Below are 22,196 nucleotides of genomic sequence, written 5' to 3'. Positions count from 1 at the left end.
TCAGCCGCTTCGCGTCTGCCACCTCCCCATTTGGCTTCGCAAAATGGAGAGGACCTTTATGTCTGACTTCCTCCTCGAACTCCGCTGCGAGGAAATCCCCGCCCGGATGCAGGCCGGTGCGCGCGCCGATCTGGAGAAGCTGTTCCGCACGGAAATGGATGCCGTCCTTCGACAGGCTCAGGATGAGCGGGTTGAAGTTGAGATCACCGTCTGGTCCACCCCGCGCCGCCTGGCGCTGATCGCGCGCGGCTTGCCCAGCGCAACCGCCGCCGTCAGCGAAGAGCTGAAGGGCCCGCGCGTCGGCGCGCCGCCGCAAGCGCTCGAGGGCTTCCTGCGCAAGACTGGCCTCAGCGAAGACCAGTTGGTCGAGCGCGACGGGGTGCTCTACGCCATCACCGAAAAGCCCGGCCGCGCCACTGCCGAAGTGCTGGCCGAAGCGATCCCCTCAATCGTCCGCGCCTTCCCCTGGCCCAAGAGCCAGCGCTGGGGCGCGGCCTCGCTTTCCAGCGAGAGCCTGCGCTGGGTACGCCCGCTTTCGGGGATCGTCGCGCTGCTCGATGGCGCGGTGGTGGACTGCGAAGTCGGCGGGATCGCCGCAGGCCGTACCACAGTGGGCCACCGCTTCCACGCGGAAGGCGAGATCGGCATCGACGGTGTGGATGACTACGCCGACAAGCTGCGCGCCGCCCATGTGATCGTCGACCACGCCCAGCGCCAGGACCTGATCCGCGCCGAAGCCGCCAAGGCTGCCGCCGACGCCGGGCTCACACTGGTCGAGGACGAGGGGCTGGTGATCGAGAATGCCGGGCTGACCGAATGGCCCACGCCGCTGCTGGGCCGGTTTGATCCGGCCTTTCTTGATGTACCGCCTGAAGTGATCCAGCTAACCGCGCGGACAAACCAGAAATATTTCGTGTGCACCGACGCGGCGGGCAAATTGGCCAATGCCTTCGTCTGCACCGCCAACATCACCGCGACCGATGGCGGCGCGGCGATTGTCGACGGCAACCGCAAGGTGCTGGCGGCGCGGCTCAGCGACGCGCGGTTCTTCTGGGAGCAGGACCGCAAGGTGCCGCTGGCGCAGCAGGCGAAGAAGCTGGAGCGGATTACCTTCCACGAAAAGCTTGGCACCGTTGCCGACAAGGTCGAGCGGGTGGCCAAGCTGGCCCGGTGGCTGGTTGAGGAAGGAATCGTCGGCTCAGATGTTGCCCTCGCAACCAACTCCACTCGTCGCCCCGGCGAAGGCCGGGGCTTGGCTTCCTTGTCCACGGATGCGGACAACCCAGAGGCCGATAAGAAAAGCCAAGCCCCGGCCTTCGCCGGGGCGACGGAGAGTTTGGCGGATATGGCCGAACTCGCCGCCCGCCTGTGCAAGGCCGACCTCGTCACCGAAATGGTCGGCGAGTTCCCCGAACTGCAAGGCCTGATGGGCGGCTACTACGCCCGCGCCGAGGGCCTGCCCGACGCCGTCGCCGACGCGATCCGCGATCACTACAAGCCGGTCGGGCAGGGCGATGACGTACCGACCGCGCCGGTGACGGTGGCGGTGAGTTTGGCGGATAAGCTGGATACGTTGGTTGGGTTCTTCCTGATCGATGAAAGGCCAACGGGCTCAAAGGATCCGTTTGCGCTCCGTCGTGCAATGCTAGGTATCATCCGCATTATACTCGAGAACCGAATGCGGATCGGTGTCACGGAGCCGTTCCAAACGGCAATGGTCCTTCAAATTCAAAATATCGCTTGGCAGCAAGCCATCCCGTTCGAGGAAGATTTTTGGGCAATTCAATCGCGCAAATTCGCTGAAGAACTTCGACCAGTATTGGCTGGCGCCGCACAGGAAGCCAAGGATCAAAAGCAGCGTGAACTGATTGAGGCGGGTGAACAAAATGCCCGACACTTGGACCAGTTCCTCGCCGACCGCCTCAAGGTTCAGCAACGCGAAGCCGGTGTCCGTCACGACCTGATCGACGCGGTGTTCGCGCTGGGCGGCGAGGACGATCTCGTCCGGCTGCTCGCGCGGGTCCATGCGCTCCAGGCCTTTGTCGGGACCGAGGACGGCGCCAACCTGCTGGCCGGGTACAAGCGCGCCGCCAATATCCTCAAGAAAACTCCCCTCCCCGAGGGGGAGGGGCTGGGGGTGGGGGGTGCCACATCTCCGGCGTCGAACACCCATCCCCAACCCCTTCCCTCAAGGGAAGGGGCTTTTGTGCTTTCCTACACCCCCGAACCTGCGGAAAAGGATCTGATCGACGCGCTCGCGGCGGCGGGGCCCACGGCGGCTTCGGCGGTCGCGGCGGAGGACTTTGCCGGGGCGATGTCGGCGCTGGCCAGCCTGCGCGCGCCGATCGATGCGTTCTTCGACCAGGTCACCGTCAACGATGCCGATCCCGCCAAGCGCCAATACCGCCTCTCGCTGCTCGCGCAGTTGCGCAATGCGGTGCACGGCGTGGCCGATTTCTCGCGGATTGAAGGCTGACACATCGAAGGCTGACCCAAGTCACCGCAAGGTGACACAGGGTGACGGGGGGAGACACAGGGCGACGGAAAGTTTTTTCCGCCGCCTGGACCCTGTCAACTTTGTCAGGTTCGGACCTTCGATCCGGTCTGGCTTATGGCAAAAATCAATCAGCAGCCGCACCTTGCTGCATTGCACAATGGGGGTTAGGGGCCAAAGGGCACCGGCCACCGAGTCGCCGGTTCATGGAAACGGCGGAAAACCATGACTTCATACGTATTCACATTCGGTGGCAATGCCCGCAGCGACGATCCGCGCAGCCGCGACAAGACGATTGTCGGCGGCAAGGGCGCCAACCTCGCCGAAATGGCCGGGATCGGCCTTCCGGTCCCGCCGGGCTTCACCATCACCACCGAAGAATGCGTCCGCTATCTCGCCCAAGGCGCCCTTCGACAAGCTCAGGGTGAGCGGCCTGACTTCGATGACGCGGTGAAGGCCGATGTCGCGGCGGCGCTGGGCCATATCGAGGCGGCGGTCGGCAAGAAGTTCGGTGATGCAGCCGATCCGCTGCTGGTCTCGGTCCGCTCGGGCGCGCGGGTCTCGATGCCCGGGATGATGGATACCGTGCTCAACCTTGGCCTCAACGATGCGACCGTTGAAGGGCTGGCGGCGAGTTCGGGCGATGCCCGCTTCGCCTGGGACAGCTACCGCCGCTTCATCCAGATGTACTCCGACGTGGTGCTCGGTATCGACCACCACCTGTTCGAAGACGCGCTGGAAATCGCCAAGGAAGACCAGGGCTATTATGCCGATGTCGAGATGCAGGCCGATGACTGGCAGAAGCTGGTCCGGGAATATGCCGGGATCGTCGAGGAAACGCTCGGCCGTCCGTTCCCGCAGGATGTCAACGAACAGCTGTGGGGCGCGATCCGCGCAGTGTTTGACAGCTGGGATTCGGACCGGGCCAAGGTCTACCGCCGGCTCAACGACATTCCGGGCGATTGGGGCACCGCGGTCAACGTCCAGGCCATGGTCTTCGGCAACATGGGCGATACCAGCGCCACCGGGGTCGCTTTCACCCGCGATCCTGCGACCGGCGAAAAGGCCTATTACGGCGAATGGCTGGTCAACGCCCAGGGCGAGGACGTCGTCGCCGGGATCCGCACCCCGCAGTACCTGACCAGGGCCAGCCGCGAGCGGGCCGGGGCCAAGCCGCTGTCGATGGAAGAGGCGATGCCCGCGGCCTATGCCGAACTCGCCGCAGTGTTCGAGCTGCTCGAAAAGCACTACCGCGACATGCAGGACATCGAATTCACGGTCGAGCGCGGGCACCTGTGGATGCTCCAGACCCGCAGCGGCAAGCGCACCGCCAAGGCCGCGCTCAAGATGGCGGTCGACATGACCCACGAAGGCCTGATCGACGAGAAGACCGCGATCCTGCGGGTCGATCCGATGGCGCTCGACCAGTTGCTCCACCCCACGCTCGATCCCGCGGCCACCCGCGATGTGCTGACGGTGGGCCTGCCGGCCAGCCCGGGCGCGGCTTCGGGGGCGATCGTGCTCGATGCCGATAGCGCCCAGAACCTGGCCGAGCGCGGCGACGCCGTGATCCTGGTCCGGGTTGAGACCAGCCCCGAGGACATCCACGGGATGCACGCCGCGCGCGGCATCCTGACCGCCCGTGGCGGCATGACATCACACGCCGCCGTGGTCGCCCGCGGCATGGGTCGGCCCTGCGTTTCCGGGGCTTCGGCAGTGTCGATCGACATGGCCAGCCGGACCCTGCGGATCGGCGGGCGCGAGCTGAAGGAAGGCGACCAGATCACCCTCGACGGCACCACCGGCGAAGTGATGTTCGGCCACGTCCCCACGATCGAGCCCGAGCTGGTCGGCGATTTCGGGGTGCTGATGGGCTGGGCCGACCAGCACCGCCGGATGAAAGTGCGCACCAATGCCGAAACCCCGGCCGATTGCCGCACCGCGCGACAGTTCGGCGCGGAAGGCGTCGGGCTGTGCCGGACCGAGCACATGTTCTTCGACAGCACCCGGATCGCGGCGGTGCGCCAGATGATCCTGGCCGAGGACGAGGCCGGGCGCCGCGCCGCCTTGGCCAAGCTGCTGCCCGAACAGCGCGCCGATTTCCACTCGATCTTCGAGGTCATGGTCGGCCTGCCGGTCACGATCCGCTTGCTCGACCCACCGCTGCACGAATTCCTGCCGCACGCCGATGCGGAATTCGCCGAACTGTCGGACATGATCGGGATCGGGGTGGATACGCTCAAGCGCCGCGCGGGCGAACTGCACGAATTCAACCCGATGCTCGGCCACCGCGGCTGCCGTCTGGGGATCACCTTCCCCGAAATCTACGAGATGCAGGCCCGCGCGATCTTCGAGGCTGCCTGCGACGTTGCCGCGCAGAGCGGCGAACCGCCGGTGCCGGAAGTGATGATCCCGCTGGTCGCGACCCGCAAGGAACTGGCGATCCTCAAGGCGCTGGTCGACAGGACCGCCACAGCGGTCTTCGCCGAAAAGGGCCGCACGCTGGACTACCAGGTCGGAACCATGATCGAACTGCCGCGTGCAGCGCTGATGGCCGGGGAAATCGCCGAGGAAGGCGCGTTCTTCTCGTTCGGCACCAATGATCTGACCCAGACTACACTCGGCGTCAGCCGCGACGATGCCGGGCGGTTCCTGGGCCCCTATGTCGAAAAGGGGATCTTCGCCCGCGATCCGTTCGTCAGCCTCGATATCGAAGGGGTTGGCCAGCTGGTCGAGCTCGCTGCCGAACGCGGCCGCGCGACCCGGCCCGATATCAAGCTGGGCATCTGCGGCGAGCATGGCGGCGATCCGGCCTCGATCGCGTTCTGCGAAAAGATCGGGCTCGATTACGTTTCGGCCAGTCCCTACCGTGTGCCGATTGCCCGGCTCGCGGCGGCGCAGGCGGCGCTGCGCTAGCGCTTCCAGCCGCTCAGCGTCAGGATTTCGAAGCTCTCGACCGTGCCGGTGCCGAACGCGGCCCGGGCCCGCTCGCGCGCGGCGCGGGTCAGCGGCGGGCCAGAGCGGGACAGGCAGTTCGACAGTCCCTGGCTGCGCAGATCCGCGACGAGCCGGTCGAGCGAGGAAAAGCGTACCGCCAGGCTGCGGCTGTCGACCACCGGATCGCCCCAGCCGGCGCGCTGGAGCAGCTGACCGCCGGCGCGAACGTCTACCATCGGGTGCAGCCGCGGCGCGGGGCGGTCGCCATCGGCCTCGAGCATCGCTGCGCGCAGGGCCGGCAGGCTGCCTGCGCCGACAAAGCTGGCCAGCGCCAGACCGCCAGGTGCGAGGGCACTGCGAATGTGGATCAGCGCGCCGGGCAGGTCGTTGGCGGTATCGAGCATGCCGAGGCTGGCAATCAGATCGAACCCGGCGAAGGGGAAGGGGCGTTCCTGATCGAAATCCAGAGCATCGGCGCTGACTGCTTCCGCACCCTGTGTCGTCAGCCAACTTGCCAGAGCACCGGTCCAGTCACCGATCACCAGCGCGCGGCGCGGCTCGACCCGCAGAAAGCCGAGACGTTCGATCACGTCTTCGACCATATCGGCGATCAGGTAGTCCGGCGTGTGGCCCGCCCGTGCTGCGGCCAGGTGACGGGCATGCCGCGCGCGGCGGCGAGCGGGAGAGAACACTTCGGGCGGGGCGGGCTGGGTCACGTGGCCAGCCCTGCCTTGCACCGCGCGCCCGCGCAAGCGATACCGCAGGACGATGCAGTTGCACCCGCTCCTCGTCCCGGTCGCCGACCTGCTGTTCCCCCCGCGCTGCCCGCTGTGCGGCGAAGGACTTGCCGCGCAGTCGGGCCTGTGCGCAGCCTGCTGGAGCGAGCTGGCCATTCCGGGCGAACCGAGCTGCCCAACGTGCCAGCGCCCGCTGGGTGACGGCATGGCGGCGGGAACAGTCTGTGCGCCGTGTCTGGCCGATCCGCCGCGTCATGACGGGATCGCAGCGGGCACGCTCTACAACGATGCCTCGCGCAAGCTGATCCTGGCGCTGAAACACGGACACCGGATCGCGCTAGCCCCGCTGCTGGCGCGGCTGATGCTGGCACAGTTGCCCGAGGAGATCGGGCCGGGCTGGGCAGTTGTGCCGGTCCCGCTACACCGCTGGCGGCTGTGGCGGCGCGGGTTCAACCAGGCGGCTTTGCTGGCTGTAGAACTCGCCCGCGCACGCGGCGCAGAGCTGCTGGTCGATGGTCTGGTCCGGCGCAAGCAAACACCGACGCTGGGCGGATTGGGCAAGGCGGCGCGGGCGCGGGCGCTGTCCGGCGCAATTGCGCTTAACCCACGGCGGGAGGCGGCGATTCGCGGCGCCCGGATCGTGTTGGTCGACGATGTGCTGACCAGCGGGGCAACCACCAGCGCCTGCGTCTCGGCGCTCAAGCGCGGCGGCGCAAAGCAGGTCCGGATTGCCTGCTTCGCGCGGGTGCTCGATGAGGCGCTCGATCTGGTCTGAAAACGAAAACGCCCGGAACCGAAGTTCCGGGCGATCTCGTGACGAAACTCATAAGGCTTCCGCTTTGTGCGGTTCGGCAGACCCCCCTTCGGTCTGCCTCGCCCAAATTCCTCATGCGGCGGTCCCTGAACCTGGCCTTCGGCCTTCCGCAGGCTCCCAATCACCGAATCTGCGACCGTTGAAAAGTGCCTTGCGCAATCGCGCGCTTTTTTGCTCGACACATGTGGTTATCTTGCAACAAGGGAGCGAAATGAGCAGCATTGATGCCAGCGACCGTGAGGCCGGAACCGCCTTCTTGCCGAAGTTCGACGGGCAGGGGCTTTTGACCGGCGTGGTAATCGATTTCGCTACCCGCGAGGTGCTGATGGTCGCCTTTCTCGATCGCGAGGCGCTCGATGCGACGCTGGAAACTGGTTTTGCCCACTTCCATTCGCGCTCGCGCGGGCGCTTGTGGAAGAAGGGTGAGAGTACGGGCCACGTGCTGAAAGTTATCGAACTTCGAGTCGATTGCGATCAGGATGCACTGGTGATGATCTGCGAACCGCACGGTCCAGCTTGCCATACCGGCGCGGTTACCTGCTTTTATCGCCGGATCCAGGATGGGGCTCTGGTTCGCTTGCAAGATTGACGCTTACGTAAAGGTAAGCTAATTTCCGTGCATGGAACAGCTCCTCGACAGCCCGACCGCGCATGATGGCGCCCATATCGACACGCCCGATGCGCTGCAGCGCGAACACTTCTCGATCTCGGATCTGACCGGAGAGTTCGGGGTTACCGCCCGCGCGCTGCGCTTCTACGAGGATGAGGGCCTGATCGCCCCGGCCCGGATCGGGCTCAACCGGGTCTATTCGAAGCGTGACCGGGCCCGTCTGGCCTGGATCCTGCGCGCCAAGAACGTCGGTTTCAGCCTGACCGAGATCAAGGAGATGATCGATCTCTACGATCTGGGGGACGGGCGGGTCGAGCAACGCCGGGTGACCGTGCAGCGCTGCAAGGAAAAGGTCGGCCGGCTCAGCCAGCAGCGCGCCGATCTCGACGCGGCCATCGCGGAGCTGACCAATTTCATCAATCTGGTCGAGAATATCGACCTGACGGCCCGCAAGGCCTGATCGCACAACCAAGGAACGATCCCATGCCGATCTACAAGGCGCCGACGCGCGACACCCGATTCGTGATCAATGAAGTTCTGAAGCTGGAAGAGTACTCCGGTCTTCCTGGTTTCGAGAACGCCAGCGCCGATATTATCGACGCGGTGGTGGAGGAATGTGGCAAGTTCTGCTCCGAAGTCCTGGCGCCGCTGAATCTCTCCGGCGATCAGGAAAGCTGCACTCGGCATCAGGATGGCACGGTAACCACGCCCAAAGGTTTCAAGGAAGCGCATGCGCAGTTCCGTGAAGCGGGCTGGGGGACTTTGTCGGCACCGGAAGAGTTCGGCGGTCAGGGCATGCCGCACGTGCTGGGAATGGTGGCGGAAGAGTTCACCGCCTCGGCCAACCAGGCCTGGGGGATGTACCCTGGCCTGACCGCAGGGGCGATTTCCTCGATCCTGGTCAAGGGCAGCCCCGAACAGCAGGCCAAGTACCTGCCCAGGATGATTGCCAACGAATGGCTGGGCACGATGAACTTGACCGAGCCGCACTGCGGCACCGATCTTGGCCTGATCCGCACCCGCGCCGTGCCCAATCCCGACGGGTCCTATGCGATCACCGGCACCAAGATCTTCATCTCGGCCGGCGAGCATGACCTGACCGAGAACATCATTCACCTGGTTCTGGCCAAGACCCCGGACGCGCCGGACAGCACCAAGGGGATTTCGCTGTTCATTGTTCCCAAGGTTCTGGTCAACGATGACGGCTCGCTGGGCGAGCGCAACGCCGTGTCCTGCGGCTCAATCGAGCACAAGATGGGCATCCACGGCAATGCCACCTGCGTGATGAATTACGACGGCGCAAAAGGCTGGATGGTCGGCGAGGAGAACAAGGGGCTCGCCGCGATGTTCATCATGATGAACGCTGCCCGCCTGGGCGTCGGCATTCAGGGATTGTCGCAGGCCGAAGCGGCCTATCAGAACGCGGTCAAATATGCTGCCGAACGCCGTCAGGGCCGTGCGCTGACAGGTGCTGCGGAACCGGGCGAGAAGGCCGATCCGCTGTTCGTCCATCCCGATATCCGCCGCATGCTGATGGATGCCAAGGCCTTTACCGAAGGAATGCGCGGCCTCTGCCTGTGGGGTGCACTGCAGGTTGATCTTTCGCACAAGGCGGCGAGTGAGGAAGATCGCCAGATGGCGGACGACCTTATCAGCCTGCTGACCCCGGTGATCAAAGGCTACGGCACCGACAAGGGTTTCGATACCTGCGTAAACATGCAGCAGGTGTTTGGCGGGCACGGGTTCATCGAGGAATGGGGGATGAGCCAGTTCGTCCGCGATTGCCGGATCACCCAGATCTATGAAGGTGCCAACGGTGTCCAGGCGATGGACCTGGTCGGACGAAAGCTGGCCATGCACGGTGGCCGCGCGGTTCAAGCGTTTTTCGCCGAAGTCGACTCAGCATGCGCTGCTGCCAAGGACCGACCTGAGCTGGCCGGGCTGGCCGGGCAGGTTGAAAAGGCCAATGGTGAGCTCAAGGCCGCGACCATGTGGTTCATGCAGAACGGCATGACCAACCCAAACAACGTCGGCGCCGGCGCGCACCACTACATGCACATCATGGGAATCGTCGCGCTGGGGCTGATCTGGCTGAAGATGGGCACAACTGCCGCCGATGCACTGGCAGCGGGCAGCGAGGACAAGGCTTTCTACGAAGCCAAGCTGGTCACCGCCCGTTATTTTGGTGAGCGGTTTGTCCCCGATGCTGGCGCACTGCGCCGCAAGATCGAGGCGGGCTGCGCCGCAATGATGGAACTGCCGGTCGAGGCTTTCGCGACGGCGTAAGGCGGGTCGCTATTCCCCAGCCGGTGGGCCGGGGAAGCCCCGTTCTTCCTGCTTGATCCACCAGGCATTGCCGGCGGTCACCTGTACTTCGCCGGCCAGCTTGTTCTTCTTGCGGTAGTTGTCGACCGCGATGCGACAGCCGATCAGGTGCCAGTCGTCGATCATCACCGCCCCGCCGCGGTTGAGAAGTGGATAGAGGTATTGGAGCGAAGTCTCGGTTGATTCGAGCGAATCCGAATCGAGCCGGATCAGTGCGAGCGTGCGCCCGGCCAATCCCGGCAGCGTATCGGCGAAATAGCCTTCGAGCAGTTCGACCTGCTCATCAAGCAGCCCGAACCGGGCGATCGCGGCCCGGACTTCCGGCAGGCTGGCTTCCCAGCGGTCGGTCCACGAATTGACGGTGTCGTGCTTGAATTTGGCGCTTAGCGGGATACCGGCGAAACTGTCAGCGGCGATGACCTGACGATCGGTTACGCCGTGAGCTTTGAGCAAGGCACGCATGAAAATGATCGCACCGCCGCGCCACACCCCGGCCTCGATCAGGTCCCCAGTTATCCCTTCGGCCGTTATCCGGTCGAACTGCTGCTCGATCAGTTCGAGTTGGTGGACATTCTGCAAGGTCCGCGGCCGGGCAATGGGCGGGATCGTCCATTCCGAGGCCTTCGGATCATAGAAGCCGGCACTGTGAAAGCGACCGAGCGGTAGTTCGTCGCCAAGCTGGATATAGTTTGTGACCGTGCGCTTGATCAGATCGAGGTAAGCCTCACGCATCAGGTCTGGATCACCGCTCATGGCGACGGAAAGGTCTCGTCAAACAGGCCGAGCATCGCTGCCCAGCTCTGGCGGTCGGCGCTGGCGTTGTATGACGGATTGGGCGTGGCATCGGGGCGCAGGCGGTTGGTGAAACCGTGATCCACCCCGGCATAACTATGGAAATGCCAGTCCGCTCCGACCTGGTCCATCTCCTCCCAGAACGCCAGCACATGGCTGCGCGGGACGAGAAAGTCGATGTCGCCGTGGCAGACCAGAACGCGGGCAGGGATGGGCTGGTTCGCCGGCAGGGGCGATTGCAGCAGACCGTGGAAGCTGACAACAGCCGCCAGATCCTGCCCGTCGCGCGCCAGTTCGAGCACCGCCATGCCGCCGAGGCAGAAGCCGATCGCCGCCATCGGCAGGTCTGGCTCGAGCTGGCGAAGTGCATCGAGCGTGGCTTTCAAGCGCACGCGCATGGCCGCAGGATCGGCTCTCAGCCGCATCATCACTGCGTTGGCCGATTCGAAGTCGTGCGGGGTCTCGGGTCCGTAAAAATCGGCGATCAGCACTGCGTAGCCCGCTTCGACCAGTGCGCGCGCCTTGTCTTCAACCCCCGGTGTCACGTTCATGAAGGTAGGAAAGACGGCGACGGCTGCCCGCGCCTTGCCGGCCGGGCGGAGGTGCAGGCCGGAAAGCGGAGTTTCCCCGTCGCGGTAGTCGATCCTGGTGAAGGCGCTCATTCGGGCAGGAAGTCCGGCACCGAAAGGTACCGCTCACCAGTATCGTAGTTGAAGCCGAGAACGCGGCTGCCTGCGGGCAGTTCGGCCAGCTTCTGCTTGATGGCGGCGAGCGTGGCGCCGGAACTGATCCCGACCAGCATGCCTTCCTTGGTGGCGCAGAGCCGAGCCATTTCCTTGGCGTCAGCAGGATCGACCTGGATCGCACCGTCGATCGCCTGGGTGTGGAGGTTGGCCGGAATGAAGCCGGCGCCGATGCCCTGGATCGGGTGCGGGGCCGGCTGGCCGCCCGAAATAACCGGGGAGAGGCTGGGTTCCACTGCCCAGGCTTTCATCGCCGGCCACTTGACCTTGAGGAATTCGGCGCAGCCCGTGAGGTGGCCGCCAGTGCCGACCCCGGTGATCAGCGCGTCGATCGGGCTATCGGCAAAGTCTGCATAGATTTCCTGTGCAGTTGTGCGAACGTGAACCGCTATATTGGCGGGATTTTCAAACTGCTGCGGCATCCACGATCCGGGCGTGCTGGCGATCAGTTCATGGGCCCGCTCGATTGCGCCCTTCATGCCCTTTTCGCGCGGGGTCAGATCGAAGGTTGCGCCATAGGCCAGCATCAGGCGGCGCCGCTCGATCGACATCGATTCGGGCATGACCAGCACCAGCTTGTAACCCTTGACGGCCGCCGCCATGGCGAGCCCGATCCCGGTGTTGCCGCTGGTTGGTTCGACAATCGTGCCGCCGGGCCTGAGGCTGCCATCCTGTTCCGCGGCCTCGATCATGGCCAGGCCAATGCGGTCCTTGATCGAACCGCCCGGATTGGCGCGTTCGGCCTTGATCCACACTTCGTGATCCGGGAACAGGCGCGAGAGGCGGATGTGCGGGGTATTGCCGATGGTGGCGAGGATGCTGTCAGCCTTCATGGGGACGGGTCCTTTTGTCGATACTGGGGGGCGAAGGTCTTCGCCCGGATGAGTTCAGGGAAAAGCACTGCCCAGATGGCAGTGACCAAGATAGCCCCGGCGCCGCCAAGCGCAACTGCGCCAACCGCCCCCAGAAACGCGGCTGCCAGGCCAGACTGCATCTCACCCAATTCGTTGGATGCGGAAATCGCGAGCCCGGAGATCGAAGAAACCCGCCCTCGCATTTCGTCCGGTGTGTTGAGTTGCACCAATGTGTTGCGGATGAACACGGAGATCGCATCCGCAGCGCCGAGCAGCGCCAGCATCGCCATGCTAAGCGGGAAGCTGGTCGACAGGCCGAATATCAGCGTGGCGAGGCCATAAACCGCTACAGCCCAGAGCATCTTGACCCCAACGTTACGGGCGATGGGACGGAAGCCCAGCCAAATTGCCATCAACATGGCCCCGGCCGCCGGTGCAGCACGAAGCAGGCCCAGGCCTTCGTCGCCAACATGGAGCACGTCATAGGCAAATGCCGGCAGCATCGCGGTTGCCCCACCGAGCAGCACGGCGAACAGATCGAGCGTTACACAGCCCAGCAAAAAGCGCTCGCGCCAGACGAATTTGGCCCCTTCGCCCATCAATTTCAGCGGGTGATCCGCCTCGGCTGCGGGAGGTGCGCGGTGGCGGATAGCGAGAAGCGAGCCTATTCCAAGCACCAGCATTGCCGATGCAAACCAATAGGGCATCGCGGGATCTTCGGCGAGCAGGAAACCGCCAAGCGCCGGTCCAATCACCGCAGCGGATTGCCAGGCGATCGAGCTGGTAGCAATCGCCTTGGGCAGCAATTCGGCCGGAACCACATTGGGGGTAATTGCACTGATCGCCGGGCCAATAAACACCCGTGCCGCGCCATAGCAGGCGGCGAGCGCGAACAGCAGCGGAAGCGAAAGGAAATTCCAAGTATTGGCTGCAGCCAACGCCAGGCCAATCGTGAGGTCAACCGAAACAGCCAGCGCGGCAAGGTGTCGGCGATCCATTCGGTCAGCCAAAACCCCGGCAATCGGAGTCAGCAGCAGGAACGGAACAAACTGGATCAAGCCAAGCAGGCCGAGCAAGAAGGCAGCTTCGCCTTCGCTCATTCCATATTGTTGCCTGGCGAGTTGGTAGACCTGAGCCCCAATCACAACAACCATTGCAGTCGTGGCTGCCGTGTTGATGAAGCGAGCAAGCCAGATCAGGCGATAGTCACGGACCTGCAAGGGGTGTGTTGGTGCATGCATTCCATTGGAATGGCAGCGCACCGGGCTCTTGCCAAGCGGTCAGAAGTTTTGGGTGTTGATACCGGAGCTATCAACGCCCCGGTAAGCTTACCGGCTGCGACGGAGGCGTGGGTTGGGCTGGATCGTGTCGATCATCCGCATGAAATCGTCAAAGCGAATGATTCGTTCGAACTGGAACCCGGCGCGGCCTTCAGCTGCCCAGATCAGGTGCGCTTCGATCCGGCCAATTTCCGGCAAGCGGATCACGACGCGCTCGCCGCGTTCCATATCGACTTTGCCCGACGCCATGAAACCATGCGCCGAGAGGTTGACGATATGCAGGTGCACGTCGCCAAGGCGGCGGTGCTCGCCGATAACCTTGTGATCAACAGGATGCCGCGCCGCGCGGCGCAGATCGGTAACGGTCAGTTGTGCTCCTGCGCCCATCAGCGCACGCCTCCCGGAAAAACCTCAGTAAGGCTTACAATGAACTCGAAAGGCAAAGATTGGGTAAACCGGGAGAATTCCGTAGTTCAGACCCGGCGAAGAATCCCGTGCTTCTTCTTACCGGAAGAAATTCTGATCTCGTTTTCCACCATGATAAGAGCGGTTTCGTCGGTTAGCGCGGCGCCATCGACGCGCGCCCCGCCACCCGCCACCAGGCGCTTGGCTTCGCCTCGACTGGCGGCGAATCCGATCCCGACCAAGGCATCGATCAGGCTGATGCCGGCCGAATCGACTTCCAGGACCGGCAAATCGGCTCCGAGTCCGCCGCCCGTGAATGTGGCTGAGGCCGTCGCTTCCGCCGCCGTGGCAGCTTCTCCACCGCGGCACAGGCGGGTGACTTCGTTGGCCAGCACGATCTTGGCGGCGTTGATCTCGCTGCCTTCGAGCGCCTCGAGCCGGGCAATCTCGCCCAACGGCAGGTCGGTGAACAGCCGCAGGAACTTGCCGACGTCGCGGTCGTCAGCGTTGCGCCAGTACTGCCAGAAGTCATAGCTGGGCAGGGCATCTTCGTTAAGCCAGACCGCGCCGGCGGCGGTCTTGCCCATCTTGGCACCATCGGCCGTGGTCAGCAGCGGAGTGGTCACCCCGAACACTTCGACCCCGTCCATCCGGCGCGCCAGGTCAATCCCGTTGACGATATTGCCCCACTGGTCGCTGCCGCCCATCTGCAGCCGCACGCCCATCTCCTTTTCCAGGTGCCGGAAATCGTAACCTTGCAGGATCATGTAGTTGAATTCGAGGAAGGTCATCGGCTGTTCGCGCTCAAGCCGCAGCTTGACCGAATCGAACGTCAGCATCCGGTTGACCGTGAAGTGCGTGCCGACTTCCTGGAGCAATTCGATGTAGCCCAGCTGGCCGAGCCAATCGTGGTTGTTGACCATCACCGCATCGGTGGGCCCGTCGCCGAAAGTCAGGTAGCGTTCGAACACGGTGCGGATCGAGGCGATATTGGCGTCGATCGTGGCATCGGTCAGCATCTTGCGGCTCTCATCGCGCCCGGTCGGATCGCCGATCCGCGTGGTCCCGCCACCCATCAGCACCACCGGCTTGTGCCCGGCCTGCTGCAAACGGCGCAGCAGCATGATCTGAACCAGCGATCCGACATGCAGCGATGGCGCGGTGGCATCGAAGCCGATATAGCCAGGCACAACCTGCTTTGCGGCAAGGGCATCAAGGCCTTCGGCGTCAGTCGTCTGGTGAATGTAGCCACGCTCGTCGAGCAGGCGAAGCAGGGTTGAGGTGTAGGTCATGGCGGCCTTCTGAATTTCGGGGGCGCCTAGCACGAGGAAGCGCGGTTTGGAAACCTATTGGCTGACTTGCCATCCGGATACGCCTGGCAAGGCGATCAAGGCGATTTCAGCCAAAGTGTCGCACGCGTCAGCGGACAATATCGGTCTGTGGTTCGATCTGCATGGTGAAACAGCGCAATTGGTATGGCCGCAGTGGGCGCTGCCCAGGCGGGCCGACAACCTCTGGCAATCGACTTGCTTTGAAATGTTCATCGCCGATGGAGCTGGCCCGGGATACCGGGAGTTCAACTTTTCGCCCGGCGGCGCCTGGGCCGGATACGGCTTCGACTCCTACCGCGAGGGCATGCGGGATCTGGACTTCGATCGCGTGCCTGAGGTCTATGAGGCGACGAGAACGCCCGAATGCTGTTCGCTCCATGCCCGGATTGTGGCGCTGGCCAAACGCGAAGCCCGAATTTCCCTCTCCGCCGTGATCGAGGAACGCAACGGCACCAAAAGCTACTGGGCGCTGGCCCACCCTCCCGGCAAGCCCGATTTCCACCATCCCACTTGCTTTGCCGCGACGCTTCCGCCACCCAGCACAGCATGAAATTCGGTATCGACCGGCTGCTGGCCGACCCCGCACTGCTCAATCAACTCAAGGGCCGCCGCGTTGCCCTCGTCGCGCATCCGGCGAGCGTTACGGAAGACCTTACTCACTCGCTCGATGCGCTGATCGCCGCGGGTGTCAACGTCTCCTCCGCCTTCGGCCCGCAGCATGGGCTGAAGGGCGACAAGCAGGACAATATGGTCGAGACCCCGGACGAGGTCGATCCGACTTATAACATCCCCGTGTTCAGCCTCTATGGCGAGGTTCGCCGCCCCAGCGGGCAGATGATGAGCACGGCCGACGTGTTCCTGTTCGACCTGCAGGATCTCGGTTGCCGGATCTATACCTTCGTGACGACGCTGCTTTACCTGCTGGAGGCTGCCCAGGCCGCCGGCAAGGAAGTCTGGGTGCTCGATCGCCCCAATCCCGCCGGGCGTCCGATCGAAGGAACGCTGCTGGTCCCGGGGCAGGAAAGCTTCGTCGGGGCTGGGCCGATGCCGATGCGCCATGGACTGACGCTGGGCGAGATGGGCCATTGGTTCATCGACCATTTCAAGCTCGACCTGCCGTACCGCGTGATCGCGATGGAGGGGTGGGAGCCGGAAGGGCCGGGCTTTGGCTGGCCCGAAAGCCGGATCTGGATCAACCCCAGTCCCAACGCCGCCAGTGTCAACATGGGCCGCGCCTATGCCGGCACAGTTATGCTGGAAGGCGCAACGCTCAGCGAGGGGCGCGGGACCACCCGGCCGCTCGAGGTGCTGTTCGGCGCTCCGGACATCGATGCGAAAAACGTCCTGGCCGAAATGCACCACGTCGCCCCGCAATGGCTGGCAGGCTGCGCCCTGCGCGAATGCTGGTTCACGCCGACCTTCCACAAGCATGCCGGGCATTTGTGCAACGGGGTGATGATCCACGCCGAAGGCAAGTTCTACGATCACCACGCCTTCCAGCCCTGGCGGCTGCAGGCGCTGGCCTTCAAGGCGATCCGGCGGCTTTATCCCGACTATGAAATCTGGCGCGATTTCCCTTACGAGTACGAATTTGAAAGGCTGGCGATCGACGTGATCAACGGCGGTCCCGCCTTGCGCGAATGGGTCGATGATCGCGCCGTTCAACCGGGTGACCTGGACCACGTTGCCAGCGCCGATGAAGCTGCCTGGTCGGAAACCGTGCGACCCTTTTTGGTGTATTGAGTTACGCGAACTAAATCGGTCAACCGACTGGGCGCAGATCCAACGGAGCCGCAATCTGACGGGAGAGATCATGAACGAAGGCAAGGCAGCTCCAGGCAAGTTCGACAAATCGACCCGGCTGATGCTGTGGACCCTGCTGGTCGTCTACATCTTCAATTTCCTGGACCGTCAAATTCTCAACATCCTGGCAGAACCGATCAAAAGTGAACTTGGGCTCAGCGATACGCAACTTGGCCTGCTGGCCGGCCCCGCATTTGCCGTTTTCTATGCCGTCCTCGGCATTCCCATTGCGCGTTTTGCCGATCGTGGCAGCACCAATCGTTCAAGGCTGATCTCGGTTTCGCTGATCATATGGTCAGGCATGACCGCGCTGTGCGGCTTTGCGCAGAATTTCTGGCAGATGGCACTGGCCCGGATTGGTGTTGGGGTGGGCGAAGCCGGCTGCACGCCATCCGCGCACAGCCTGATCAGCGACACGGTTGCCCCCGAAAAGCGCGCTTCGGCAATCGCCTTTTATGGCATGGGCGTGCCGATTGGTTCGCTGCTGGGTCTCATAATCGGCGGTGTAGTCAACGATATCTGGGGCTGGCGGGTCGCGCTGATGCTGGTCGGCGCGCCCGGGCTCGTGCTTGCGCTCTTGCTGCCCAAGTTGCTTATCGAACCGCGCCGGATCGGGTTGATGAAGGGTGAAGCCAGCCCGTCAGGCCCGGCCCAGATGCCGGTGGGCAAGGCGGTGGGCGAAGTCTTTGCCTCGCGCGCCTATGTCTTGCTGCTCGTTGCCGCCTCGGTCGCCGCTTTTCTCAGTTACGGCAAGGGGCTTTGGACGCTCTCGCTGTTCATCCGCAGCCACGGCATGACAACCACCGAAGTCGGTATCCTGGGCTCGGTTACACTCGGCATCGCCGGGGTATTCGGCACCTGGCTGGGTGGCTGGGCGGCTGACCGGTTCGGGGCAATCAACCGCCGTCACATCCTGACGCTTCCTGCGGTTGGCATGGCGGTTGCCGCGCCGATCCAGTTCCTTGGCTATGGTGCCCCGATCTGGTGGGTGGCAGGGCTGCTGATCCTCGTGCCGACGATCCTCAATGCGGCTTATTACGGCCCTGCCTATGCCTGCGTACAGGGGCTGGTCCGCAAGGAATTGCGCGCCGTCGCAGCCTCGGTCATGCTGTTCGGCCAAAACCTAATCGGACTTGGCCTGGGCCCGTTCGCGTTCGGTGCATTGTCCGACTGGCTGCAACCCATGGCGGGCACGGAAAGCGTTCGCTGGGTGCTGTTTGGCGCGGCGTGGCTGGGTTTCATCCCCGCATTCTTCTTCTGGCGTGCCAGCCTTCGCCTTAACGATGAGCTCGACAAGCAGGGCTAGGTGCTGAGCAGGGCTGTGTCGCCGATCAGGTAGCTGGTCATCGACAGCGCACCATCAATGCTGTCGCTGAACACGCCGACTTCATCACCGGGCACCCGCGCGCCTGCGATATAGAGCAGCGGCAGGTAGTGTTCAGCGCTGTTGATCGCGGCCATGGCGGCCTGATCCTCTGCGGTGAACCGGGTCAGCGCGGCTTCATCGCCGGCGAGCATGGCCGCATTGATCCTGTGTTGGAAATCGACCGCCCAGTCCGGCCGCGTCCCGGCAAACTGGCGCCACAGCCGCAGATTGTGGACGACATTGCCGCTGCCAATAATCAGCACGCCTTCATCGCGCAGCGGCGCGAGCTTGCGGCCCAGCGCAATATGCTCTTCGGCCGGCAATCCGCGATCAAGGCTCAACTGAACCATCGGTATCTCGGCAGCCGGGTACATCGGCCGGACCACGCCCCATGAACCGTGGTCAAAGCCCCAGGTATCATCACGGCGGATGCGGTCTTCACCGAGCAACGCGGCGACGCGTTCGACCAGTTCGGCCGACCCGGGCGCCGGATACTGGATCGCGAACAGTTCATCGGGAAAGCCGCCGAAATCATGGATCGTGCGCGGCTGCTCGCCGACGGTGAGATGGCTCGCGCCGCTGGTTTCCCAATGGGCCGAGATCACCAGGATCGCGCACGGGCGGGGTAGGGACTTGCCCAGGGCCTGCCAGGCGCGGCGTTCGGGTCCATCGGTGATGACAGTCATCGGCGAACCATGGCCGAGGAAAAGGACGGGAAGGCGTTGGGTCATGCCGCCAATATGGCCCGGAGGCTGCCGACTGCAATCGCAGCATATGTTGATCCGCCAAAAGCGGCGCTGCGGTTACGCTGCGGTAACCCGCATCAGTGCTTCTTGCGGGTCAGCTCACGCATCGCATCGTCAAGCCCGCCCAGCGTCAGCGGGTACATCGATCCGCCAACCAGTTCCTTGATCATCTTGGTCGACTGCGAATAGGACCACTGCTTTTCCGGGACCGGGTTGATCCAGACGGTGGCGGGATAGACGTGGGCCACCCGCTTGAGCCATTCGGAGCCCGCCTCCTCGTTGAAGTGCTCGACCGAGCCACCGGGATGGGTGATCTCGTAAGGGCTCATCGCCGCGTCGCCGACGAACACCACCTTGTAGTCATGGCCGTACTTGTGGAGGATGTCCCAGGTGTTGGTACGCTCGCTCCAACGGCGTTTGTTGTCCTTCCACACACCCTCGTAGAGGCAGTTGTGGAAATAGAAGAACTCCAGGTTCTTGAACTCTGTAGTTGCTGCGGAAAACAGCTCCTCGACCAGCTTGATGAACGGATCCATCGAGCCTCCGACATCGAGGAACAGCAGCAGCTTGACCGCATTGTGCCGTTCGGGTCGCATCCGGATATCGAGCCAGCCCTGCTTGGCGGTGCCGTCAATCGTCGCGTCCAGATCGAGCTCGTCGGCATGGCCTTCGCGGGCGAAGCGGCGCAGACGGCGCAGCGCGATCTTGATGTTGCGGGTGCCGAGCTCGCGGGTGTTGTCGAGATTGGCGAACTCGCGCTTTTCCCAAACCTTCAGCGCGCGCTTGTGCTTCGATTCGCCGCCGATCCGCACGCCTTCTGGATTGTAGCCATTGTTGCCGAACGGCGAGGTCCCGCCGGTGCCTACCCACTTATTGCCGCCTTCGTGGCGCTTTTGCTGTTCGGCGAGCCGCTGCTTGAGCGTCTCCATGATCTCGTCCCAGGTCCCGAGCTTCTCGATCGCGGCCATTTCCTCGGGCGTGAGGAACTTCTCGGCGACAGCCTTCAACCAGTCTTCGGGAATGTCGACCGGGTCCTGACCGTAATTGGTCATGATACCCTTGAAGACCTTGTTGAAAACCAGGTCGAATTTGTCGAGCAGCCCTTCGTCCTTCACGAACACCGCGCGCGACAGGTAGTAGAACTGCTCAGGCGTCTGCTCGATCACGTCCTTGTCGAGCGCTTCGAGCAGCATCAGGTGCTCCTTGAAGCTGGCCTTGATCCCGGCGGCGCGCAGTTCGTCGACAAAGTTGAAAAACACGTGAGGCCGCTCCTTCTCTTAATCGCTTGATTAAGGCGAAGCGCGGCCTTGGGCAAGAGCAGTTGCGGCCCGGCCTCCCTGTTGGGATAACCGGGCCGCTCCGGGTCAACGCGTGGCCGGTTTGAGCGGGGGACCGGCAGAAGGCGAAGACGTCGGGGTGGCGGAAGCCGCGGGGGGGACGCGGTCCGCGATCGACCAGAGTGAGTCCACCCCGATCAAACCGTTGAAAATGGGCTGGTCCTGATAACGGAACGCCTGCAGTGCACTAGGCCCGCCGTCGCGCAAATATGACCCGGCATTATCGCCTTCGGGCCAGGCCGCGCGCTTGTGACAGTTCATGCAATTTGTATCGATCGGGTGCGCTGCGGCCAGTTCGATGTATGGGTTGTAAGCGATCGGCCAGTTGGCGGGCTGGGCCACATCGCGCCAGCCATAAGTCGATGCCATCAGGTAGTTGCGCCATGGACCTTTGGCGGCAGGGTTGCTCGGACGGTCAGCGGCGTATGGACCGGTCCCGGCCCGGTCGCTCCACCAGACCGACTGGAAGGTCCAGTCAGGCTGTTCCTTGGTCATGATGTGCATGGCGATCAGTGCAAGGTAGTCGCCCTGCTTGAACGGTTGGCCATAGGCGTAATAGGCCGAGGCATCGAGGATCGCCTGATCGCAAGGATCAAGCGAAGCGAGGTCGGGCTTGAAATGATAGAACTGTTCGATCCCGACGGTACGGGCCTGCTTGTACGTATTTGGACCAAGCTTGCCTCCGGCCTTAGTCGTCACGCCGTGAAGGTAGGTCACGTCGACCGTGGCGATCTGTGAGGCGGATTGCGGCGTCACCGCCATCGCCCGCGGCCACTGCGACTGGATTTCGAACCCGGAATAGCGGCCGAAATCGTCTTTCCGATCATCCCAGACGGGTAGCGCGGTGTAGCCGGACTGTTTGATCGGCCAAAGCATCGGCTTGAGCACGATCGAGCCGGAAGGCATCGCGGCCATCTCGCGGTTCTGGTTAGCGGGTGGCAAGAGGCCTTGCAGGGTCGCGGTCTGATAAAGACTTTTGTTGCGGATCCATTGGTAAGCGGGATCGTTGTAGATCACCCCTGCAACCATCACGTCGCCGTTGTTCTGGAACTGCGGTCCGCCGGCCAGGGTCTGCAATTTGGCCCCCTTGGCTGGAGCCTGAATGCATTGCTTGTACTTCGGATTCGATAGAACCTGTGGGGGAATCGGATATTGGGGGACATCAGTGAAGTTGATCGGGTCTGCGCCGGTGGTTGGACCATTTTTCTGCTTGAACATCTTCATCGGCAGCTGGCCGTGTGTGGTCGCGGCGGCGGCTTCTGCGCCCTCTGCATCAGGCGAGCCGCTCGGCGAGGCCTGCCCAGCAAAGGCCTGCGTAGCGGTGCACCATGATCGCCAGACCCATTGCCCGCCGGCATCGCTCTGGAGCCCGGCAAACAGATTCCAGCCATGCTGCCGAGCAGCTGCGATATCGCGCTTTGCGACCCAGTTCTGAATGGTCTGGGCGCTTTGCGGATAGTCGAAGCCGCCGGGGAACGGCACGGGGCTGGCGCAAACCTGCGCAGCACTTGCAGCTTCGGGCTTGTCACCGCCCGACGTACAAGATGTCACTACCAATGCCGAAATCGCGCAAGCGATCAGCCCAACCGGTTTAATCACTAGGGATTCTCCCCCGCTTTATT

19 protein-coding genes are annotated in these 22,196 nt (G+C 63.5%); 9 read left to right on the top strand and 10 right to left on the bottom strand.

The features are described from left to right. Positions 1 to 58 precede the first annotated feature (58 nt). Both glyS and ppdK read left to right on the top strand, forming a co-directional pair. On the top strand, positions 59 to 2,476 hold the full coding sequence (gene glyS / locus B2V17_RS12130) for a glycine--tRNA ligase subunit beta (protein WP_292998025.1): 2,418 nt from the start codon (positions 59 to 61) through the stop codon (positions 2,474 to 2,476). A 243-nt stretch (positions 2,477 to 2,719) separates the two neighbouring features. Next, positions 2,720 to 5,410, top strand: coding sequence for a pyruvate, phosphate dikinase (gene ppdK / locus B2V17_RS12125; RefSeq protein WP_292998023.1), 2,691 nt, complete (start codon positions 2,720 to 2,722; stop codon positions 5,408 to 5,410). Here ppdK and B2V17_RS12120 read toward each other — a convergent pair. Next, positions 5,407 to 6,147, bottom strand: a complete 741-nt coding sequence (locus B2V17_RS12120; protein WP_292998021.1) for a methyltransferase domain-containing protein — start codon at positions 6,145 to 6,147, stop codon at positions 5,407 to 5,409. The two genes, ppdK and B2V17_RS12120, sit on opposite strands and share 4 nt — an antisense overlap. 52 nt (positions 6,148 to 6,199) lie before the next feature. Between B2V17_RS12120 and B2V17_RS12115 the strand changes: the two genes are divergently transcribed. From B2V17_RS12115 to B2V17_RS12100, 4 genes are all read left to right on the top strand, one after another. Next, the gene (locus tag B2V17_RS12115) at positions 6,200 to 6,943 is read left to right on the top strand and encodes a ComF family protein (RefSeq protein WP_292998019.1); all 744 of its coding nucleotides are present in this window, start codon (positions 6,200 to 6,202) and stop codon (positions 6,941 to 6,943) included. Between the two features lie 250 nt (positions 6,944 to 7,193). After that, positions 7,194 to 7,571 (top strand): phosphoribosyl-AMP cyclohydrolase, encoded by a 378-nt coding sequence (gene hisI, locus B2V17_RS12110; RefSeq protein ID WP_292998017.1) that lies wholly within the window; start codon positions 7,194 to 7,196, stop codon positions 7,569 to 7,571. 31 nt (positions 7,572 to 7,602) lie between these two features. Further along, positions 7,603 to 8,052, top strand: a complete 450-nt coding sequence (locus B2V17_RS12105) for a MerR family transcriptional regulator (RefSeq protein ID WP_292998015.1) — start codon at positions 7,603 to 7,605, stop codon at positions 8,050 to 8,052. A gap of 23 nt (positions 8,053 to 8,075) precedes the next feature. Next, positions 8,076 to 9,878: an acyl-CoA dehydrogenase C-terminal domain-containing protein gene (locus B2V17_RS12100; protein WP_292998013.1), complete on the top strand. Its 1,803-nt coding sequence runs from the start codon at positions 8,076 to 8,078 to the stop codon at positions 9,876 to 9,878. A 9-nt stretch (positions 9,879 to 9,887) separates the two neighbouring features. On the opposite strand, the gene B2V17_RS12095 is transcribed toward B2V17_RS12100, so the two are convergent. The 6 genes from B2V17_RS12095 to tyrS all read right to left on the bottom strand — a co-directional run bounded on the left by B2V17_RS12095 (position 9,888) and on the right by tyrS (position 15,283). After that, entirely contained in the window at positions 9,888 to 10,670 is a 783-nt protein-coding gene (locus B2V17_RS12095) for a TylF/MycF/NovP-related O-methyltransferase (RefSeq protein WP_292998011.1), read from the bottom strand. Continuing rightward, a complete protein-coding gene (locus B2V17_RS12090) occupies positions 10,667 to 11,371 on the bottom strand; it encodes a dienelactone hydrolase family protein (protein WP_292998009.1) in 705 nt (234 codons plus the stop codon). The genes B2V17_RS12095 and B2V17_RS12090 overlap by 4 nt, the downstream gene beginning before the upstream one ends. Next, positions 11,368 to 12,285, bottom strand: a complete 918-nt coding sequence (gene cysK / locus B2V17_RS12085) for a cysteine synthase A (RefSeq protein ID WP_292998007.1) — start codon at positions 12,283 to 12,285, stop codon at positions 11,368 to 11,370. The genes B2V17_RS12090 and cysK overlap by 4 nt, the downstream gene beginning before the upstream one ends. Further along, positions 12,282 to 13,547 carry an MFS transporter gene (locus B2V17_RS12080; RefSeq protein WP_292998005.1) on the bottom strand — a complete coding sequence of 422 codons (1,266 nt, stop codon included), beginning with the start codon at positions 13,545 to 13,547 and terminating at the stop codon, positions 12,282 to 12,284. The genes cysK and B2V17_RS12080 overlap by 4 nt, the downstream gene beginning before the upstream one ends. Positions 13,548 to 13,634: 87 nt before the next feature. Further along, positions 13,635 to 13,973 carry a PilZ domain-containing protein gene (locus tag B2V17_RS12075; protein ID WP_292998003.1) on the bottom strand — a complete coding sequence of 113 codons (339 nt, stop codon included), beginning with the start codon at positions 13,971 to 13,973 and terminating at the stop codon, positions 13,635 to 13,637. Positions 13,974 to 14,059: 86 nt separating this feature from the next. Next, positions 14,060 to 15,283, bottom strand: a complete 1,224-nt coding sequence (tyrS, locus tag B2V17_RS12070; protein WP_292998001.1) for a tyrosine--tRNA ligase — start codon at positions 15,281 to 15,283, stop codon at positions 14,060 to 14,062. 46 nt (positions 15,284 to 15,329) lie between these two features. Here tyrS and B2V17_RS12065 point away from each other — a divergent pair, with 46 nt between their 5' ends. The 3 genes from B2V17_RS12065 to B2V17_RS12055 all read left to right on the top strand — a co-directional run bounded on the left by B2V17_RS12065 (position 15,330) and on the right by B2V17_RS12055 (position 18,431). Next, the gene (locus B2V17_RS12065) at positions 15,330 to 15,872 is read left to right on the top strand and encodes a DOMON-like domain-containing protein (RefSeq protein WP_292997999.1); all 543 of its coding nucleotides are present in this window, start codon (positions 15,330 to 15,332) and stop codon (positions 15,870 to 15,872) included. Further along, positions 15,869 to 17,065 (top strand): exo-beta-N-acetylmuramidase NamZ family protein, encoded by a 1,197-nt coding sequence (locus B2V17_RS12060; RefSeq protein ID WP_292997997.1) that lies wholly within the window; start codon positions 15,869 to 15,871, stop codon positions 17,063 to 17,065. The genes B2V17_RS12065 and B2V17_RS12060 overlap by 4 nt, the downstream gene beginning before the upstream one ends. A 70-nt stretch (positions 17,066 to 17,135) precedes the next feature. Further along, on the top strand, positions 17,136 to 18,431 hold the full coding sequence (locus B2V17_RS12055; RefSeq protein WP_292997995.1) for a spinster family MFS transporter: 1,296 nt from the start codon (positions 17,136 to 17,138) through the stop codon (positions 18,429 to 18,431). Here B2V17_RS12055 and ygiD read toward each other — a convergent pair. The 3 genes from ygiD to B2V17_RS12040 all read right to left on the bottom strand — a co-directional run bounded on the left by ygiD (position 18,428) and on the right by B2V17_RS12040 (position 22,173). After that, positions 18,428 to 19,222 carry a 4,5-DOPA dioxygenase extradiol gene (ygiD, locus tag B2V17_RS12050; protein ID WP_292997993.1) on the bottom strand — a complete coding sequence of 265 codons (795 nt, stop codon included), beginning with the start codon at positions 19,220 to 19,222 and terminating at the stop codon, positions 18,428 to 18,430. The two genes, B2V17_RS12055 and ygiD, sit on opposite strands and share 4 nt — an antisense overlap. Positions 19,223 to 19,314: 92 nt before the next feature. Beyond that, a complete protein-coding gene (locus B2V17_RS12045) occupies positions 19,315 to 20,496 on the bottom strand; it encodes a vWA domain-containing protein (RefSeq protein ID WP_292997991.1) in 1,182 nt (393 codons plus the stop codon). Between the two features lie 105 nt (positions 20,497 to 20,601). Beyond that, entirely contained in the window at positions 20,602 to 22,173 is a 1,572-nt protein-coding gene (locus B2V17_RS12040) for a hypothetical protein (RefSeq protein WP_292997989.1), read from the bottom strand. Positions 22,174 to 22,196: the final 23 nt, after the last annotated feature.

The sequence above is a fragment of the Novosphingobium sp. UBA6272 genome (assembly GCF_002440635.1).
GTDB lineage: Bacteria > Pseudomonadota > Alphaproteobacteria > Sphingomonadales > Sphingomonadaceae > Novosphingobium.
This window is presented reverse-complemented; position numbering and strand designations above follow the sequence as displayed.

Coding starts and splice junctions, on each gene's coding strand:
- glyS (WP_292998025.1), top strand. CDS start 59: ATGTCTGACTTCCTCCTCGAACTCCGCTGCGAGGAAATCCCCGCCCGG.
- ppdK (WP_292998023.1), top strand. CDS start 2,720: ATGACTTCATACGTATTCACATTCGGTGGCAATGCCCGCAGCGACGAT.
- B2V17_RS12115 (WP_292998019.1), top strand. CDS start 6,200: ATGCAGTTGCACCCGCTCCTCGTCCCGGTCGCCGACCTGCTGTTCCCC.
- hisI (WP_292998017.1), top strand. CDS start 7,194: ATGAGCAGCATTGATGCCAGCGACCGTGAGGCCGGAACCGCCTTCTTG.
- B2V17_RS12105 (WP_292998015.1), top strand. CDS start 7,603: ATGGAACAGCTCCTCGACAGCCCGACCGCGCATGATGGCGCCCATATC.
- B2V17_RS12100 (WP_292998013.1), top strand. CDS start 8,076: ATGCCGATCTACAAGGCGCCGACGCGCGACACCCGATTCGTGATCAAT.
- B2V17_RS12095 (WP_292998011.1), bottom strand. CDS start 10,670: ATGAGCGGTGATCCAGACCTGATGCGTGAGGCTTACCTCGATCTGATC.
- B2V17_RS12090 (WP_292998009.1), bottom strand. CDS start 11,371: ATGAGCGCCTTCACCAGGATCGACTACCGCGACGGGGAAACTCCGCTT.
- cysK (WP_292998007.1), bottom strand. CDS start 12,285: ATGAAGGCTGACAGCATCCTCGCCACCATCGGCAATACCCCGCACATC.
- B2V17_RS12080 (WP_292998005.1), bottom strand. CDS start 13,547: ATGCATGCACCAACACACCCCTTGCAGGTCCGTGACTATCGCCTGATC.
- B2V17_RS12075 (WP_292998003.1), bottom strand. CDS start 13,973: ATGGGCGCAGGAGCACAACTGACCGTTACCGATCTGCGCCGCGCGGCG.
- tyrS (WP_292998001.1), bottom strand. CDS start 15,283: ATGACCTACACCTCAACCCTGCTTCGCCTGCTCGACGAGCGTGGCTAC.
- B2V17_RS12060 (WP_292997997.1), top strand. CDS start 15,869: ATGAAATTCGGTATCGACCGGCTGCTGGCCGACCCCGCACTGCTCAAT.
- B2V17_RS12055 (WP_292997995.1), top strand. CDS start 17,136: ATGAACGAAGGCAAGGCAGCTCCAGGCAAGTTCGACAAATCGACCCGG.
- ygiD (WP_292997993.1), bottom strand. CDS start 19,222: ATGACCCAACGCCTTCCCGTCCTTTTCCTCGGCCATGGTTCGCCGATG.